The organism is Rufibacter sediminis (assembly GCF_014269285.1).
GTDB lineage: Bacteria > Bacteroidota > Bacteroidia > Cytophagales > Hymenobacteraceae > Nibribacter > Nibribacter sediminis.
The window spans coordinates 370,058-386,202 of record NZ_JACOAF010000044.1; the positions used below are offsets into that span (position 1 = coordinate 370,058).

A 16,145-nucleotide genomic window follows, 5' to 3' on the forward strand; every position below is an offset into this window, starting at 1 on the left:
TGTTTTCCAAAAAACGGCCCCAAAACAACCAACCACCAACAATCAGCAATACAATATGAGCCTTCCCCTTGACCGCCGCGCCTACGCCGAAATGTACGGACCCACTGTGGGCGACCGGGTTCGCCTCGGAGACACCGATCTGGTGATTGAGGTTGAAAAGGACTATGCCGTCTACGGCGAGGAATGCAAGTTCGGGGGCGGCAAAGTGCTTCGCGATGGGATGGGCCAGGCGGCGGGCATCGGACAGGCCGAGGCGCTGGACCTGATCATCACCAACGCCCTGGTCCTGGACTACACCGGCATCTACAAAGCCGACATCGGGATTAAGAATGGGCGCATCTCGGGCATCGGGAAGGGCGGAAATCCGCACATTATGCCGGGTGTTACGCCGGGTATGACCGTGGGCGTGACGACGGAAGTGGTGGCCGGGGAGGGCCTGATCTTGACGGCGGGCGGCATTGACTGCCACATCCACTTCATCAGTCCGCAGCAGATCAACGAGGCCCTGGCCTCGGGCGTGACCACCATGGTGGGCGGCGGCACGGGACCGGCGGCGGGCACCACGGCCACTACCTGTACGCCCGGCGAGTTCTACATCAAGATGATGATGCAGGCCACGGAGGCCTATCCGCTGAACTTCGGGTTTCTGGGCAAAGGCAACTCGTCTAAACCCGAGGGGCTGATTGAGCAGGTGGAAGCCGGCGCGCTGGGTTTCAAACTTCACGAGGACTGGGGCACCACGCCCGCGGCCATTGACACCTGCCTTTCCATTGCCGAGCAGTACGATGTGCAGGTCTGCATCCACACCGATACCCTGAACGAAAGCGGTTTCGTGGAGACGTCTACGGCGGCGTTCAAGGGCCGCACCATCCACGCGTACCACACCGAGGGCGCGGGCGGCGGACACGCCCCGGACATCATCAAAATCTGCGGCGAACCCAACGTGATTCCGTCCAGCACCAATCCCACGCGGCCGTTCACGGTGAACACCATTGACGAACACCTGGACATGCTCATGGTCTGCCACCACCTGGACAAGAACATTCCCGAGGACGTGGCCTTTGCCGAGAGCCGCATCCGGGGAGAGACCATCGCCGCGGAGGATATCCTGCATGACATGGGCGCGCTGTCCATCATCTCGTCAGATTCGCAGGCGATGGGGCGCGTGGGCGAAGTGATTACCCGCACCTGGCAGACGGCCCACAAAATGAAACAGCAGCGCGGCCAATTGCCAGAAGATGCTGGCAAGGACCTGGAGACAGATAACTTCCGGGCGAAGCGTTACGTGGCTAAATACACCATTAACCCGGCGCGGGCGCACGGCTTCTCCCAGGAAATCGGCTCCGTAGAACTGGGTAAACTGGCGGATCTGGTGCTCTGGAAACCCGCGTTTTTCGGCTCCCGGCCCGAGATGATCATCAAAGGCGGCATCATTGTGCAGTCGCAGATGGGAGATGCCAACGCCTCCATCCCCACGCCGCAGCCGGTCTTGTCCAGACCCATGTTCGGTTCCTTCGGCCAAGCCATCGGGCAGACGTCCATGGTGTTTGTCTCGCAGGCCTCAGTGGAGTATGTCCAGCAGCACTACGGCCTGCAGAAGCAGGTGGTGGCCGTGAAAGGCTGCCGCAGCGTCACCAAGAAAGACATGGCCCTGAACGACTACCTGCCCAACATAGAGGTAGACCCTGAAACCTACAAAGTGACCGTTGACGGCGTGCACCTCTCCTGCGAACCCGCCGAGAAGCTGCCCCTGGCCCAGTTGTACAACCTGTTTTAAATAAATATGAATAGCGGCAAATGGTGATCTGATCCGTATTCCTGATCCCATGCGTTTCAGGCCTGTTTTCATCAAAACGGCACCAAAACAGAAGCATCGTCTACTATCTAACATCCATACTTTAGCGTCTTACAAATGAAATTCGCCCGGCTGCTGCACCTCGTGGATTCCTCCATTCCCACCGGCTCGTTTGCCTATTCTTACGGGCTGGAGAGCAGCATCACGTTCGGGCTGATCAAAGACCGGCTGGGGCTGCGGCATTACCTGTACTCGTACCTGCAGCAGGTGGTGGGCATGGAAGTACCGTTTCTGAACTCGTGCTTTCACCTGCCAGTCCCAGATCTGAACTCCGAGCTCCAAACCATTGCCGAGGAATACGATGCTATGATGCTGGTGCCTACCATCCGGAAAGCCAGCGTGGTGCAGGGAAAAAACTGGATGAAGCTGCTGGCGTCTTTCTATCCGGCCTCGGGCATGCCGGAGGTGCGGCGGTGGTTTGAGGAACAGGAACTGCCCACCCATTTTGTGCTGGTCTTCGCGCTGTGCCTCAAGCGGGTGGAGTTTGACCTTTCCGATCTGCAGACTATGTACCTGCACATGGCGCTTCGGGACCAGGTGAGCGCCGCCATCCGGCTGGGTTTCATCGGCCCGATGGAGGGCCACAAGCTGCAGCACGATTTTTACTCGATTTTTGAAAATCTGCTCCAAAACCAGGCGGGCAGAGCGTACACCCAAGCCACAAGATCGGCGTTTATGCTGGACACGGCGCAGGTGCTGCAGGAAGATATTTACTCTAAGTTGTTCCAGAATTAAATTACTCAACCACTCATTCACTCATTGAAAAATGGCCTTTGTAGATAAACTAGCACTGCTGCTGCACGGACACACCCACGAGTTCTATGAATCACCGGGCAACTTTGAGGAACGCGAGACCCGCAAACTGCCGCCGTACCGCAACTTCCGGAAGCGGGCGTTCACCGTGGGCATAGGCGGGCCAGTGGGCACGGGCAAAACCGCCCTGCTCAAAGCTCTGTGCGAGCGCCTGCGGAACGACTACAAACTGGGCGTGGTCACCAACGACATCTTCACCCGCGAGGACGCTGAGTTCCTCATCCGGAACAGCGCGCTCTCTGAGGACCGCATTGTGGGCGTGGAGACCGGCGGGTGCCCGCACGCCGCCATCCGCGAGGACATCTCTCTGAACATGGATGCGCTGGAAGGGCTCATGACCAAGTTCAACAACGAGATTGACCTGCTGTTTGTGGAAAGCGGCGGCGATAATCTGGCGGCCCACTTCAGCCGGGAACTGGTAGATTATTCCATCTATGTGATCGATGTCTCGGGCGGCGACAAGATTCCGCGGAAAGGTGGGCCGGGCATCACGCAGTCAGACTTGCTGGTGATCAACAAAATTGACATCGCGGATCTGGTGCGCGCTGATCTGGGCGTGATGGAGCGCGACTCACTGAAGATGCGGGGCGAAGGCCCGTTTGTGTTAGCCCGCGCGCTGGACGGCTATAACCTGGACGTGATTATTGACCATATTTTCAAAGCGAAGGAGAAAGCGTTGGACTCAGTGCGGGAAGAGCGGCGGTAACTCAGGTCAATATTTCCGCTCCAAGGGATTGTACCCGAAAAACGCCTCGGTGCTGAGCGTCTGTAGCAGGTGCTGGCAAATCGGTTCCAGATCCTGGCGGCTTTTGCCCATGGCCCGCAGCAGGTACACGCCTTCTCTCGCTTCGGAAACCGAGATCACGTGATCCTGATCGGAGATGTGGAAGGTCACGTGGCGGTTACTGGTCATTTTCAGTTCCTGGAAAGCCTGGGCCAGCGCGGCAAACCTTTCATCTTGTGGAGGGCCCACCAGATACGCCGAGAACATGGTCTGGTACACGTCAAAGTTGGCGGGTGAGGTGGCGATATGATCCTCAGGGGAAAAGGAAAACCGGTCCAGCAGCACCAGTTTCTCTCCTACGCTTACTTTCAACTCAGAAGAGAAGGAATAGAACTGGAAGCGCTCAGACTGGTCCATCCGGCCTGAGTGGAACCAGTCCACCACCAGCAGTAGCGCCGAAGGGTGCAAATGCCAATGCTGGGTCTGCCTGAACCTGCTATGCTCCTGCGGCACCACCGGGTCCGGGAACGAAACAGCCAAGGCGTTTTCGGCTACTTGGGCGGTGATGTGCTGTTCTGCAGTGGCACCGTTGGTGCTTTTGAAGATCTTGGTGTTAGCCTGGGTGCTGACGAAAAGCTTGGCCTGGGCGCCGCAGGTAATTCTGAGGTTGATCTGATCACCGGACACCATGCCGCCGCCGTAACTGGAGAGCACCACGTGGCAGCCAGGGTAGGAGGAGCCGGGGTTGAGCAGCTTCAAAGGCTGCAGGCTCTTGCTGGTTACCAGCCGTGATTTCCCCTGGGTGAGCGCCACTTCCACCTCGCTCCACTGTGTGTTTCTCTCCATCTACGTTGAATTGGCCTGTAAATTAGAGAAGAAAGAGCAGAAAGCCATTATCCGGCCCTCTAAGTGGGAGAGGTGTACTGCCGGTGTTTCAGCCAGCTTATGCTCAGGCCGTTTCAGGGCCGTTTTCATGAAAAGAGCCTCAAAACGATGTCCTTCTCCCAAATTCCGGGTAAAAGGCATCCGGGGAGCAACTTCTCTCTAAATAGAATATCTTATATACTCAAAATACAGTATAAGTCTATGGATAAATGAACGCCCAAGTGCCCTTGCGGCTTTCCTTAAACTTCTATTGACTGCTTATGCTTCATATAAAAGAGCTTACCCTGAACATCCCGGATACTACCAAGCCAAGGGTGGTGATCATTGGGGGCGGATTTGGCGGAATCAACGTGGCAAGAAAGCTGTCTGGAAAAGAATTCCAGGTGGTGATGTTTGACCGCCAGAATTACCACGGCTTCTGGCCGCTGCTGTACCAGGTGGCCACTGCCGGCCTGGAACCAGACGCGATTGCAGAGCCGCTCCGCAAGATGTTTGACGAAGACTACGAAGACTTCCATTTCCGGCAGGTGAAAGTGACTGGCATCAACCCGGCCTCTAAAACGGTTTCTACGCTGGTAGGTGATCTGCCGTATGATTTTGTGATTATCGCCACGGGTACTAAGTCCAACTACTTCGGGAATGAGCAGATCAAGAAATACTCCTTCCCTCTGAAGCAGGTCCCGGATGCCCTGAACCTCCGGAGCCAGTTGCTGCAGTCCTTTGAACAGGCCAACATGATCAAGGACCCCGAGGTGCGGCAAAGCCTCCTGAACATCGTGATTGTGGGCGGTGGCCCTACGGGCGTGGAGTTGGCCGGTTCCCTGGCCGAGATGCGGAAGCACGTGCTGCCGAATGACTACCCGGGCATGGACTTCTCACGCATGAACATTTACCTGGTAGAAGGCCTTGACCGGGTGTTGCCTCCCATGTCACCAGAGTCCAGTGCTACCACCAAAAGGTATCTGGAGGAGGTAGGGATCAACATCAAATTGAATACGCTGGTGGAGTCCTATGACGGGGAGGTGGTGACCTTCAAAGGAGGCGAGCAGATCAAGACGCAGACCCTTATCTGGGCCGCCGGCGTATCTGGGGCGCAGGTGGCAGGGTTGCCGCCCGAAGCCAGTGAGCGCGGCCGTTATCTGGTCAACCACTTCAACCAGGTGATTGGGTTCCCGGATGTGTTTGCCATTGGCGATATCGCCTACATGAAGACCGAGAAATGGCCCAAGGGGCATCCCGGGGTGGCGCAGCCTGCCATCCAGCAAGGGCAGCACCTGGCCAAGAACCTCCGCCACATCATCCGGCGAGAACCCTTAGAGCCGTTTGAGTACTTCGATAAAGGATCGCTCGCCATCATCGGGAGAAACAAAGCCGTGGCTGACTTGCCCAAGAACATGCACCTGAAAGGATTCATCGCCTGGATGGCCTGGCTCTTCGTGCACATCTACTACCTCATCGGATTTAGGAATAAATTGATAGTACTTGCCAACTGGGTGTACAAATTCTTTACCTACGAGAACGGAACCCGCTTGATTATCAGGCCCTTCCTCCGAAAAGATGATATTGCCGGGCAAGAGTTCGTCAGGAAACAGGCGGACCTGGATTAACCATTCCCGGGGTAAAACCCGATTTCTCTTGTTCAAAAGGGGGCTGCGGAAAGCAGCCCCCTTTTGCGTTTTAAGCGTGTTTTGTCAAAACTGGTTCTTATTTATCTCGGCAGATACCTAAAACGCATGTCTGTGCGCTTCTATGAGGCTCTTCCTGCTTCAGAATGCCGTAAAAAGGATAATGCACCTGCAAAAGCTTCGCTTGCATTCATCTCTACAAAGCTCAGAAGCTAGGTTTGGTGGCGTTGTGGGTGGTGAAAGCTACGTTTTCTCTTTGCTTAGCTTCTAAGTAGTCACTTTAGCTGTAACGGTAATATTCCTACTGAAACTTATTGGATGGCATTTAAGCAAGTATTTTAATACCTGTTTTTAGGTATTATCTATTAATTTATAAAATTTAGTAAATAATATTTTGCACGCTATAAATTTTGTACTATATTAGATCAACAAAAGGATATAATGGGACTTTTAGATTCTGAAGAGCAACTAAAACACCTTATTAAATGTCTTTGTACTTAGTTATTAATAATTAGTATTAAGTATCTATACGATTTATATTTTTTGTTATTTAATTTCAATTCAAGCGAACGATTAAGATTAGCTCTCTGTTCAGGAGAGAAATAAGGGAGTCAGCTCCTGCAAATCATCGCTAGAAATACCCTTTGTAACCTATTCACACCATAAATAATATCATTGTTTAATCAGTAATCTTTAAGTTATGAAAGCAAAAGCTACCTTCCTGAGCTACATCTCTGCTGAAAAGAGATTGAGAAAAGAGCAATTAAAAGCAAACAGTGCAAAGAAAAACACTGCACTTGGTGAACAAGTATCTCAACTTGAGAAAAGAGCTTCTATGTCTGCAGGTAACTAATGCGTTAAGAATCTGACAGAAACGTAATCTGACGTGCCGTACATCCGTATATCTACATTGGCTCTATAACAAAATCTATACTTATAAGTCAGAGGTTCCCTTTGAGTAGGTACGTTGCTGTAACCAGATTTGCGGGGAATACTCTTATTCCTTAATCAATCAAATAATGAATTCAAAAGAAAAGCCCCGCTGTACTTGACAGCGGGGCTTTTGCCTTTAAGAGAAATCTCGTGCGATCAGATTATCCGATGGCTACACGCTTGAACTCAGTAACGGTCATGCCTTTGGAGGTGTTATCCAACAATTTGGCAATGGTTACAGATGGGTCTTTCACAAACTCCTGGTTCAACAAAGTGCTTTCTTTGTAGAATTTGTTCAGTTTACCTTGCGCAATTTTCTCCAGCATTTCTTCTGGTTTGCCTTCGGCACGAGCCTGCTCTTTTCCGATCTCGATCTCACGCTGGATGGTATTTGCATCCACGCCGTCTTTGTCAACCGCGATTGGTTTCATGGCCGCAATCTGCATAGCCACGTCTTTCCCAACCTCAGTTACATCGTTTCCGCTGGTGTTGGTTAAGCCAACCAATACACCCAGTTTACCATTAGAGTGGTTATAGGCAACAACTCTCTCAGCAGTAACAGTCTCGTAAGAAACTACGTCAATTTTCTCACCAATTTTACCCATCAGGTCAGTGATGTGGTCTTGCAGGGAGCGGCCATCGGCTTGTGGCGTAGCTAACAGATCTTCTTTGGTACCAGACGTGTTGGAAACAGCAGCCGCCAATACAGTTTGAGCCAAGTTTTTGAAGTCTTCTACTTTAGATACTGGCTCAGTTTCGCAAGCCAGTGCGATCACTGTTCCAACGGTACCGTCAGCGTTTACCTGCGTCAACACAGCTCCTTCTGAAGTTGCGTTGTCAGCACGCTTGCTGGCAATTTTCTGACCTTGCTTACGCAGGATATCTTTGGCAGTCTCAAAATCGCCGTTGGCTTCAGTCAACGCTTTTTTGCAGTCCATCATACCAGCGCCAGTTTCCTGACGAAGTCTGTTTACATCTTGTGCTGTAATAGCCATTGTTCTTTTATTAAGAATTACGGTTAATAAGATTTACTAGGAGGGGCTTACCGGAGCCGGTGACACCCGTTTGGGTAAAAAGAAACTGAACATCAGTGGCCAGGCTTCCTGATGTTCAGTTTCTTTTACAATGCTATAAAGAGATCAAAAGCTTATTCAGCCTCAATTTTCTCCTGGATGCCTTCGTCTTCTGAACGCTTTCTGTCAGAATCTTCTTTGTCTACTTTCCGCTCAGACAGACCTTCTTCAATGGCTTTACCAATCAAAGAGGTGATGAGGGAGATAGATTTAGAAGCGTCATCGTTTGCCGGGATTGGGAAATCTACCGTCTCTGGGTTAGAGTTGGTATCCACAATCGCGAATACGGGCAAGTTCAGTTTCTGTGCTTCTTTGATGGCGATGCCTTCACGCTTCACGTCCACTACGAACAGAGCAGCTGGGAGACGTGACAAGTCAGCGATACCACCCAACACACGGTCAAGTTTCTCACGCTCACGAGACAACATCAAACGCTCACGTTTCGCCATGGCGGCGTAAGCGGTGTTTTCTTTCACCATTTTGTCAATGGTTGACATTTTCTTCAAAGACTTACGAACCGTCTGGAAGTTAGTCAACATACCACCTAACCAACGGTCGGTCACGTAAGGCATTTTAAGGCGTTTTGCCTCTTCAGCCACAATGTCCTGTGCTTGTTTCTTGGTGGCGACAAACAAAATCTTACGGCCCGATTTAGCAATCTGCTTGATAGCGTTGGTTGCCTCGTCCAGGGAAACTAAGGTTTTGTTCAGGTCAATGATGTGGATGCCGTTTTTCTCCATGAAAATGTACGGAGCCATTTTAGGATCCCATTTTCTGGTAAGGTGACCAAAGTGTACACCGGCGTCCAGTAATTCTTTATATGTGGTATTAGCCATGATATTGATACAGCTGATGATATATTAACGTTTAGAGAACTGGAAGGAACGACGAGCTTTGCGCTTACCGAATTTCTTACGCTCCACCATACGGGGGTCACGCGTTAAGAATCCTTCTTTTTTCAGGGCTGGACGGGTCTCAGCGTTTTCTTCCACCAAAGCTTTGGTGATAGCCAAACGAAGGGCTTCAGCTTGACCAGCTACGCCACCGCCTTTGATATTCGCCTTAATGTCGTATTTGCCAACCGCCTCAATCAGCGCCAACGGCTGCTGAACGATGGTTTGCAATACTTCACTAGGGAAGTATTCCTTAATATCTCTATCGTTAATAGTGATATTCCCTTGCCCTGACGTCATGTAAATGCGCGCCACCGAGGTTTTTCTTCTACCAGATGTATTGAGAACTTCCATTAAATATGTCTAGATTATTATTTTGTAAGTTTTACTGAAACAGGCTGTTGTGCCTCATGCGGATGCTCAGCACCGGCGTACACAAACAGGTTGCGGAATTGCTCACGGCCCAGACGGGTTCTTGGCAACATACCGCGTACCGCGCGCTCTACCAACAGAGTGGAAGATTTGGCTTTCAACTCACGCGGAGTGAACGTGCGCTGACCACCTGGGTAACCAGTGTGTGTCACGAAGGTTTTCTTATCCCACTTCTTACCGGTCATGCGAACTTTGTCCGCGTTGATCACGATCACGCTATCGCCGCAGTCAGCGTTAGGCGTGAAAGAAGGTTTGTTTTTGCCGCGAAGAATCATCGCGATCTGAGAGGCCACACGGCCAAGGGTTGAGTCTCCGGCGTCTATCACTACCCAGCCTTTATTAGCGGCCGCCTTATTAACTGATAGCGTCTTATAACTTAAATGGTCCATTGTAAATGGTTAACGAGTGAAAAGAATGTATGCTTTTTCTTGAAAATGGTCACAAAGATACAAGCTTTCTTTTTCGTGTGCAACAGTATTGTTATTTATTCCCTTGAAAATCAGCAGAATTCAGGTGCTTTTCTCAGGAGAAGACTTGGGTGTGAAGCATTTAGGAGAGTAGCACTTGTTATTTTAGGGCCGTTTCTGGTAAAACAGCCTCAAAACGATCTGGCCAGAAAAGCTTTATAAGCCTGAGGAGAGGATCTGGTTGACCGCTAGTATTGGGAGCGAAGCGGCGGACGTCATTTGGTTCGAGTTGTAATTACTATGGCGCGGAAGTTACTTCCGTGACTTACAGATTCGGCAAGTCACGGAAGTAACTTCCGCGCCATAGAGGGAAAATCAGAAGTACCGGTTTCGCTGCGGCAGCGAGGATAGTCAGAGACTATCCGGCATCGGTAGGCACGAGTTGCAAACTCGCGCCAGTGAAAAAAAACTTGCTGCTGCGGGCTGCTAGTGAGGTCTTACTGCAAGAGCAACTGTGAGTTAATAACCAACAATCAGCATCTAACAATCAACAATCAAAACTAACAATCAGCAATCAGCAATATTTCTAACCGTTCTTGCGCAGCAGCTTCAGCAGCACGTCAAAGTCTTTGGGGTACTCGGCGGTGACGGTGACCGGCTCGCCGTTGAGCAGGGTGAAACCTAGTTGGTAGGAGTGGAGCGCGAAACGCTTGATGAGGGGCTGTTCCTCGGTGCCTTTGGCCAGGTTGAATTTGCGCTTGAGGCTGGAGAGATACAGGGGCTCGCCGCCGTACATTTCGTCCTGCACAATGGAGGCTTTGAGGTAGGCCAGGTGCAACCTAATCTGGTGCATACGTCCGGTGATGGGTTTGCATTCCAGCAGCGTGTGGCGGCTAAACTTCTCCAGCGTAGTGAAATAGGTTTGCGCGGGTTTGCCTTTGAAGGCCAGTTTGGCAATTCCCTTCAGGCCCGGCTGAATGGCGCGGTCTACCAGCAGGTTCTCAAACTCATGGCTGCCCCAGGCCACCGCGTGGTACACTTTGTTGACCTGGCGGTTCTCAAACTGCATGGAAAGGTGCCGGTACGCCTCGGGGTTCTTGGCGATGGCCAGACACCCAGACGTCTCCTTGTCCAGGCGGTGGCAAGCCTGGGCGTCATCATGGTACTGGCGGGCCAGGGTAAGCAAGTTGGTGGCGTTGAACGAACGGTCTTCCAGGGTAGCCAGAAAGGGAGGCTTGTTGACAACAATATAGTCGTCGTTCTCAAAAATAATAAGGTCGCGGAAAGCGGGTAACTTCATAGGAATGGCTGTGTAACGGCAGACGGGCGAGCCGTTTTTGACCTGCTTTTACGAAAACAAGGCAAAAACGACGGCCGCTGTTGCAGATACGCAAAGGTACCGAATATTTTCATCTTGCCCGGAGCTGTGTTTATCGCCCGTTTTCCGGAAAAGAAGGTGAAAACACCCGCCTGTCAGGCTTTCTGCTTCGTCAGCTTGAACCGCAGCGTGGTGCCCTCGCCCACTTCAGAAGAAACAACAATGGCCGATTTATGCGCCTCCACGATGTGCTTGGAGATGGCCAGACCCAACCCCGATCCTCCGCCGGATACATCTCTGGTCCGGCTTTTGTCAATGCGGTAGAAACGCTCAAAGATGCGGTTCAGGTGCTCTTTGGGAATACCCGGGCCATCGTCCCGCACGGTCACCAGGGTCTTTTTCTTGCCGTCCTCGAACGAGAGCCAGATGTTACCGTTCTCAGAGCCGTACTTGATGGCATTGTCAATGAGGTTGATCAAGACCTGTTTGATGCGGCCGCGGTCCCCGATCACCTCAAAGCTTTCGTCTGGGGAGTTCAACAGATGGAGGCGGATGTTTCTGGAATTGGCTTTGTTTTCCAGCTGCTCAAAGACTTCCTGCCCCAGTTCATTCAGGTCGAACGTCGATTTCTTCATCCGGATCACGCCTTTCTCCAACTGCGAGATGGTGATCAGGTCCTGCACCAGCGTATCCAGGCCGTCCAGGCTTTTGGCGGCTTTCTTCAGGAATTTGTCGCGCACCAGTTCATCGTCCATGGCGCCGTCCAGCAGGGTGTGGATGAAGCCTTGGGCCGCGAAAATAGGCGTTTTAAGTTCGTGGGACACATCAGCGAGGAACTCGCGGCGCATGGCTTGCAGACGTTTGAGTTCTTCTATCTCTTTCTGGTTGCGTTCGGCCAGCAGGTAAATTTCGTCTTTGATGCGCTGCAACGGATCTGGCCGGAAGAGGAATTTGGTGCTCATCTGCTTGAACTCCTTGCGCTTGAACTTCTCCAGGCTGGCGTAGATGTTGTTGATTTCCCTGAAGATGAGGGCCTCGTAGGAGAAATAGACCAGCAAAAAGCAGGAGGAGAAAGACAACGCCAGGGCCAGCACCCGCTGCCTGAACTCCAGGTAGGGCGATACCCCCAGGTAAATGGCAATGATCAGCGCCACCAGCACCGAGATGAGGATGGCGATGCGTTGCGAACTCAGTTGGGTGCCTCTGGGCGGCGTGGCCGGGGCGGGAGGTCCGGCCGCGGCAGGTTTAGTCGGTGTTGAATTTATAGCCAACTCCTTTTATCGTCTTTATTTGGTCTTCGCCTATTTTCTCGCGCACTTTCCTGATGTGCACATCCACGGTGCGGGCAATCACAAACACATCGTTCCCCCAGACGTTGTTCAGCAGTTCGTCACGGCTGAATACTTTGTTGGGTGTAGCCGCAAGAAACGACAATAATTCAAATTCTTTTTTGGGCAGGGTGATCTTTTGCTCGCCTTTGTGCACCATGAAGCTGGTGCGGTCAATGCGCAGACCGCCAATCTCAATCACGGGCACCTGATCTCCGCCCTGGCTGGTGTCACGGCGCTTAAACGCGGCTAACCGGCTGATGAGGGCTCTGGGTTTAATGGGCTTCACGATGAAGTCATCGGCTCCGGCGTCAAAGGCGGCTACCTCAGAGAACTCCTCGGAGCGGGCCGTCAGAAACAGGATGTGCGTGTCTTTGAACTTGGGGTTCTCCCGGAACTGGCGGCAGGCCGCTATCCCGTCCATAACGGGCATCATCACGTCCAGCAGAATAATGTCTGGCGTGAATTTGCGGGCCACGTCCAAGGCAAGCTGGCCGTTCTGGGCGTGCGCCACCTCGTAGCCTTCTTTCTCCAGATTGTACTGTAACAGTTCCACGATGTCTGGATCATCGTCCACTACCAGAATCTTGTATTTAGCCGACGTTTGCATACAATGCGGTTTGCTTAAAAAAGAGTCATGCCTTACTGTAATCTCTTTGAAAATCAGGTATAAGCACAGCGGAATAGGCTTACGCAACCTGAATTCTCAGGCAAAGATAGGGATTAGTTGTTGGCGGCCGCTTCATTTGCCAGCCGGGTGGTATTTAGTAACAATTTCTTAATATTCAGTTGCTTTCCTGGGGTAAGCCTGAGGGACTTTCAGGCAGGTTTTGGCAAAAGTGCCTTAAAGTAAAAAGACGCTGCAAGGATGTACCTAACAGCGTCTTCTGCTTCTTATGTGGAGGGAGGCAGTTTCAGCCACTGATATTGCTCACCTTGCCGGTGATGAAACTATACGAAATCTTGGTAGTGCCTATCTGGGTAACGCGATTGTCAAAGTCATACGATATCTGTTCGGTGCCGATCCTGTTGATCCGGCCATTGAAATCATAAGAAATATCAATTGTACCCATTTTCTTTAACCGGCCCTCCAGGTCAAAGTCTATGTCGCCGTCAGCATTGATCACATAGTTGGTGATTTTGCCTTTAGGGGAAAGTATGATCTGGAATGTTGGTTTGCTGATCTTGAAACTGAGGTTCCCTTCTTCTGTGAGGTACGCCGTGGCCTTGCTCTGGGCATTAGCCCCGATGGCTAAAAAGATAAGAAAGCCAATGACTAGGAACGCGTTTCTGTTTTTTGCAGGCATGGTGCTGTGGTTTGGAAGAGTGAGCGAATGGACAACAACAGAGTGCCCTGTTATTTCACCACGTTAAGCTTGGCTTGCAGGCCGTTGTATTTGTAAAGGTCTACTTTCACGGAACCCACGAACATCTCGGCCTGGAACATCACCGGAATCTTATTCTCGTCATCAGAGAAATACACCGAGATGGCATCTTCGCCGCTGAAAAGCTTGTTTTTAGGCATTCTAGGGACCAGGCGGTGCGCTCTGATTTTACCGGCTTTGGTTTCTACCGTGGTCTTGCCCCGGTAGGTCACGGTCATGTCAAACACCTCATCGCCTAGAAAACCCTGCATGCGTACGGTTTGGCCCGGTTTGAAGCTGTTCAGGTCAAGGGTGCGCAGGTAGTAGAACCCACTCACCATGTCCTGGGCGTTGTCTGGCACTTTGAAGACCTGGTTCTTCTTCTCGTCGCGGCTGTCGTTCACTACCACCTGGTTTTTGTAGTGGTCAAAGTCAGTGGTCTCTTTGCGGCGGTATTTGCCTTCCTCTATGTTGCGGTGGAAACGCAGGGGCAGCATGGAGGAGGTGTCTATAAAAGAGGTCCAGGTGTCACGCACGCGGTGGAAAAAATCAAAGGACCCCACCGTCTTGCCGCTCACCGTGGTCTGGTAGCAGGGGCGGTTGTTGATCCGTTGCAGATTGGGGGCTACATGAATAGTGGCCTCGCCGGCATTGATAAGGCCGTAGTGCACTTTATATTGCAGTACCTCGCCCGGGGCAAAAGAATCGTTTTTCACGGTGCGCAGGGTGTCATTGATCGCAAAGCCGCTCAGAACTAATCCTAACAGAGGTACCAGAAGTAGTAGTTGATGTTTTACACGCATAAGCCAATCTATCCTGTATGCCTAAGCTATTCAAATGTCGTACCAAATCCTGTTAGTTCAGGGCGTACACAAAGTTATAGGTTTTCAGGTGGAACTCAACTTAAACAGAAACGGCACCTGAAAAGGTGCCGTTTTGTAGAAAAAATAAAAAAATTATTGCTCTGTATCTTCTAAGGCAGCAGCCACTTTCTCGGGCTCGCCTTTCACAATGGCTCTGATTTTGGCTTCAATTTCCTGCATCAGCTCTTCATTGTCTAACAGGAACTGCTTCACGGCATCGCGGCCCTGGCCTAAGCGGTCACCGTTGTAAGAGAACCACGAACCTGATTTCTGCACCACGCTCAGCTCCACGCCCAGGTCAAGGATCTCGCCTACTTTGGAGATACCCTCACCGTACATGATGTCAAACTCCACCACTTTGAACGGAGGCGCCACTTTGTTTTTCACCACTTTCACTTTGGTGCGGTTACCGGTGATGCTGTCCGGACCTTCTTTGATCTGGCCAATCCGGCGGATATCCAGACGTACCGATGCGTAGAACTTCAGGGCGTTACCACCGGTGGTCGTCTCTGGGTTCCCGAACATCACGCCAATCTTCTCACGCAACTGGTTGATGAAGATACAGCAGCAGCCGGTTTTGTTGATGGTACCGGTCAGCTTACGCAGGGCCTGAGACATCAAACGAGCCTGAAGACCCATTTTGCTCTCGCCCATGTCGCCTTCCAGTTCACCCTTAGGTACCAGCGCGGCCACGGAGTCAATCACGATAATATCAATAGCACCGGAACGGATCAGATGGTCAGCGATCTCCAGGGCCTGCTCACCATTGTCTGGCTGCGAGATCAGGAGGTTCTCCGTGTCAATGCCTAGTTTCTCAGCGTATGATTTGTCGAAAGCGTGCTCGGCGTCAATGAACGCAGCCAGGCCACCTTTTTTCTGCGCCTCTGCAATGCAGTGCATGGTCAGGGTGGTCTTACCGGAAGACTCTGGTCCGTAGATCTCCACCACACGTCCGCGCGGAAGACCTCCAATACCCAGGGCGATGTCTAAGCCCAGGGAGCCGGTAGAAATGGCTGGGATGTCCTCCACCTGCGTATCGTTCAGCTTCATGACCGTCCCTTTTCCGTAGGTCTTGTCCAGCTTGTCGATGGTGAGTTGGAGCGCTTTCAATTTTTCGCTTTGTACACTCATGTCTGTGTTTTCTTTGCTTTATTTTTGATGAATTTACAACTTCCTGCGCCAATCTGCAAACGCGGCCGCGGCGTTCGTACTGCTTTCCAGGCTTATTCCGGAGGTCTATAAAGGAAACACCCAAAGTACCGGATTTGTGCCAACATTTACTACTTTTTTTAGTTAAATTTTCAGCTGAAATGCTATTTATACTAGCAATAAAGCGAACTGTCTAAAGGGCAAATAGTTAAAGCGCAACGCCCGTTACGGGTAGTTCCCGTGGCTTCTTCTCAACAACTGTGGCCGCGTTTTAGTTACAGAGCAGAGCGGTTATTTTACCTGAAATGCCGGCGGCAGAAGGGCTGGGGCATCTTCTCCGTTTAAGGCCTCCTTTCCGGAAAACTGCCTTAAAACGGAAAAGTCTGCCCCATGGGAACAACCCCAGCCGGCACCGCGCCGTTTAGTTTTCAGCCTGTTTTTACCTACCTTTCGGGAGGAGGGGAGCGGCGGCTCCCAGCACCG

The 16,145-nt window shown here is 51.6% G+C and carries 16 protein-coding genes; 5 read left to right on the forward strand and 11 right to left on the reverse strand.

The window, feature by feature from the left end:
- The 3 genes from ureC to ureG form a co-directional block, all read left to right on the forward strand.
- Positions 1-1,777 (forward strand): urease subunit alpha (gene ureC, locus H7U12_RS20090; RefSeq protein WP_317170802.1); only part of this gene is annotated, 1,777 nt, incomplete at its 5' end.
- 135 nt (positions 1,778-1,912) lie between these two features.
- Positions 1,913-2,590, forward strand: a complete 678-nt coding sequence (locus H7U12_RS20095) for an urease accessory protein UreF (protein ID WP_186641462.1) — start codon at positions 1,913-1,915, stop codon at positions 2,588-2,590.
- A 31-nt stretch (positions 2,591-2,621) separates the two neighbouring features.
- Positions 2,622-3,374, forward strand: a complete 753-nt coding sequence (ureG, locus tag H7U12_RS20100; protein ID WP_186641463.1) for an urease accessory protein UreG — start codon at positions 2,622-2,624, stop codon at positions 3,372-3,374.
- Between the two features lie 6 nt (positions 3,375-3,380).
- Here the strand turns inward: ureG and H7U12_RS20105 are convergent, their stop codons facing one another.
- A complete protein-coding gene (locus H7U12_RS20105; protein ID WP_186641464.1) occupies positions 3,381-4,238 on the reverse strand; it encodes an urease accessory protein UreD in 858 nt (285 codons plus the stop codon).
- 299 nt (positions 4,239-4,537) lie between these two features.
- Here H7U12_RS20105 and H7U12_RS20110 point away from each other — a divergent pair, with 299 nt between their 5' ends.
- Together H7U12_RS20110 and H7U12_RS20115 are read left to right on the forward strand one after the other, a co-directional pair.
- Positions 4,538-5,884, forward strand: coding sequence for an NAD(P)/FAD-dependent oxidoreductase (locus H7U12_RS20110; RefSeq protein ID WP_186641465.1), 1,347 nt, complete (start codon positions 4,538-4,540; stop codon positions 5,882-5,884).
- 718 nt (positions 5,885-6,602) lie between these two features.
- Positions 6,603-6,755, forward strand: a complete 153-nt coding sequence (locus H7U12_RS20115) for a hypothetical protein (protein WP_186641467.1) — start codon at positions 6,603-6,605, stop codon at positions 6,753-6,755.
- Between the two features lie 241 nt (positions 6,756-6,996).
- Here H7U12_RS20115 and tsf read toward each other — a convergent pair whose 3' ends face one another.
- The 10 genes from tsf to recA all read right to left on the reverse strand — a co-directional run bounded on the left by tsf (position 6,997) and on the right by recA (position 15,644).
- Positions 6,997-7,830 carry a translation elongation factor Ts gene (tsf, locus tag H7U12_RS20120; protein WP_186641469.1) on the reverse strand — a complete coding sequence of 278 codons (834 nt, stop codon included), beginning with the start codon at positions 7,828-7,830 and terminating at the stop codon, positions 6,997-6,999.
- 152 nt (positions 7,831-7,982) lie between these two features.
- Complete coding sequence (gene rpsB, locus H7U12_RS20125) at positions 7,983-8,744, reverse strand: 30S ribosomal protein S2 (RefSeq protein ID WP_186641471.1); 762 nt, start codon at positions 8,742-8,744, stop codon at positions 7,983-7,985.
- Positions 8,745-8,768: 24 nt separating this feature from the next.
- Entirely contained in the window at positions 8,769-9,155 is a 387-nt protein-coding gene (gene rpsI / locus H7U12_RS20130) for a 30S ribosomal protein S9 (RefSeq protein WP_186641472.1), read from the reverse strand.
- A 17-nt stretch (positions 9,156-9,172) separates the two neighbouring features.
- The gene (rplM, locus tag H7U12_RS20135) at positions 9,173-9,622 is read right to left on the reverse strand and encodes a 50S ribosomal protein L13 (protein WP_186641473.1); all 450 of its coding nucleotides are present in this window, start codon (positions 9,620-9,622) and stop codon (positions 9,173-9,175) included.
- 604 nt (positions 9,623-10,226) lie between these two features.
- A complete protein-coding gene (locus H7U12_RS20140) occupies positions 10,227-10,940 on the reverse strand; it encodes an RluA family pseudouridine synthase (RefSeq protein ID WP_186641474.1) in 714 nt (237 codons plus the stop codon).
- A gap of 173 nt (positions 10,941-11,113) precedes the next feature.
- Positions 11,114-12,229 (reverse strand): sensor histidine kinase, encoded by a 1,116-nt coding sequence (locus H7U12_RS20145; RefSeq protein WP_317170803.1) that lies wholly within the window; start codon positions 12,227-12,229, stop codon positions 11,114-11,116.
- Positions 12,204-12,896, reverse strand: coding sequence for a response regulator transcription factor (locus H7U12_RS20150; RefSeq protein ID WP_186641475.1), 693 nt, complete (start codon positions 12,894-12,896; stop codon positions 12,204-12,206). Before H7U12_RS20150 ends, H7U12_RS20145 begins: the two co-directional genes overlap by 26 nt.
- 304 nt (positions 12,897-13,200) lie before the next feature.
- Positions 13,201-13,593, reverse strand: coding sequence for a hypothetical protein (locus tag H7U12_RS20155; RefSeq protein ID WP_186641476.1), 393 nt, complete (start codon positions 13,591-13,593; stop codon positions 13,201-13,203).
- A 50-nt stretch (positions 13,594-13,643) separates the two neighbouring features.
- Positions 13,644-14,453, reverse strand: coding sequence for a DUF3108 domain-containing protein (locus tag H7U12_RS20160; RefSeq protein ID WP_186641478.1), 810 nt, complete (start codon positions 14,451-14,453; stop codon positions 13,644-13,646).
- Positions 14,454-14,606: 153 nt separating this feature from the next.
- The gene (recA, locus tag H7U12_RS20165; protein WP_186641480.1) at positions 14,607-15,644 is read right to left on the reverse strand and encodes a recombinase RecA; all 1,038 of its coding nucleotides are present in this window, start codon (positions 15,642-15,644) and stop codon (positions 14,607-14,609) included.
- Positions 15,645-16,145 lie beyond the last annotated feature (501 nt).